We start from the raw sequence: 1,866 nt of genomic DNA on the forward strand, positions 1-1,866 counted from the left end.
CGGTGAGCGGCGAGAGCGCATTGTTGGCCGCGCCCAGCACCGGCGACAGGATGCCGTCGACCGCGCCGGTGACCGGGCTCAATGTCGGCGCGAGCTGGTCCGTCAGCCCGGTGACGACATTGCCGACCGGCTTGCCGGCGACCGCACCGACCAGCGACCCGACGGGGGCCAATCCCTTCCGCACGGCATCGGTGGTGGTGGGCAGCTTGACGTCGGCGACGGTGCCATCGCCGGTCAGGACGTCGACGGTGGCCAGGGTCCCGGTCGAGGGCTTATCGCCCGGCAGGACATTGGCGCCGATCAGCGTGCCCGATCCGGTCGGGCCCAGCGGCGAGGTGCCGCCGATCGAGATGCCCACCGGCGTAGTCGGCGCTGCGCCGCTGGGGCCGCTCGGACCAGACGGACCGCTGGGGCCGGAAGGGCCGGTAGGACCAGACGGGCCGCTCGGCCCGGAAGGGCCACTCGGGCCGGAAGGACCGCCAGGACCGGAAGGACCACTTGGGCCGGAAGGACCGCTCGGTCCCGACGGACCGCTCGGCCCCGATGGGCCGCTCGGCGAGGTCGGGCCGGCGCCCTTGCCGATATCGAACCCCACGCCGTCGGAGCAGGCGGAGGTGAGAAGCAGGATCGACAGGGCGCTCGCGCTCAGCAGGCGTCCCCGGACAGGATGCGAATGGCTGGAATTCGACATGATCTTTACCCCAATGACGTCGCGTGACGAAAGGCGACGCATCCTTTCTAGGCAGGGGGAAGATGATTCCCGGCGCCCAATAGAAACCGATGCGGCGGCATCCGGGTCGATCCTGTGGGGGTGGCGATGCCCCGGAAAAGCGGGCTCTCGATCGATCGCCGCAAGCCGGTTTTGCGGATTCGCAAAGTTCGGATCATGGCCGGCTGAAGCCCGAAATCGCGGTGACGAGCCTCCGCAAACAGGCGGCCGCCGATGCGGAGCGCGTCAGGTTCAAACCGGATGCGAAATCGCCGCGCGGCTTCGCCGTCCTCCAAACAAAACCGCCGCCGCTCTTTGGGAGCGGCGGCGGTATCGAGCCCCGTCAGGGGGTAAGCAATGCTACGGATACGATCCCGCCCCGCTGAACAATGAACGCCGCCAGGTCCGCTTGGGGTGGACGGACAGACCGGAGATTTTGCCGGGAGCAAAGCTTCTCCGAAGCGTTCCTTGGGGCAATCCCTGAAAGGGGATCAGAGGGGCAGGATATACAGCGCGACCCATGTCGCCAGCACGAGGGTGAGGCCGAGGATCACCAGGCGGTCGATCCTGTCGCCAACCGGCGAGGCGGGCAGCAGCGTGGGCCCGGTCGGGATTCGCATGATCTCCGCCGGTTCGACCACTCCTCCTTCGACCGGGTGGACGGTCGGCGGCGGGGCCGGACGGCTTTCGCCGACCGACGCCCGCAATTCGCTCTCGGTGAGCGGAACGAGCAGTCGGCAGCAGGCCTGCCCCGCCTGGATCCACAGCACCCGAGCGTTGCGCTGACCGATCAGCGGCAGGTCGAGACGGACGATGGACCCGACGTGGAGTCGACCGGCCGGGCCATCCATACCGTCCATGCGAAAGCCGTTGTCGTCATAGAGATCGACGATGCAGTCCCCCCTCGACAGAAGGCGGCAGGAGCGAAAATGCATCGGCGAGGAAGAGCGTCGCCCTATTGTCTCCCCATCGAGATCGCGATCGTCATGTTTAGGTGAAATATCGTTGAGCATCTGATGGACGCCTCTGATGTAGGGGTTGCTCCCGGCCCGCCCATTGGGGGGCGGGCCGGGAGGCGGTCAGGAGCCCCTGCCCAGCAGGCCACCGAGCAGGTTGGTGACCGGGGCGAGAGGTCCTGCCGGTCCGGTCGGCGCGGT

General features: G+C 68.1%; 1 protein-coding gene and 1 pseudogene. Both read right to left on the reverse strand.

The genetic code is table 11. The annotated features are described in order from the left end of the window. Positions 1-358 (reverse strand): annotated as a pseudogene (locus B5X82_RS27185) (hypothetical protein); the annotation flags it as partial. Positions 359-1,200: 842 nt separating this feature from the next. Continuing rightward, on the reverse strand, positions 1,201-1,722 hold the full coding sequence (locus B5X82_RS26080) for a hypothetical protein (RefSeq protein WP_079651174.1): 522 nt from the start codon (positions 1,720-1,722) through the stop codon (positions 1,201-1,203). Positions 1,723-1,866: the final 144 nt, after the last annotated feature.

The organism is Rhizorhabdus histidinilytica, from assembly GCF_900167915.1.
In the GTDB taxonomy this organism is placed as follows: domain Bacteria; phylum Pseudomonadota; class Alphaproteobacteria; order Sphingomonadales; family Sphingomonadaceae; genus Rhizorhabdus; species Rhizorhabdus histidinilytica.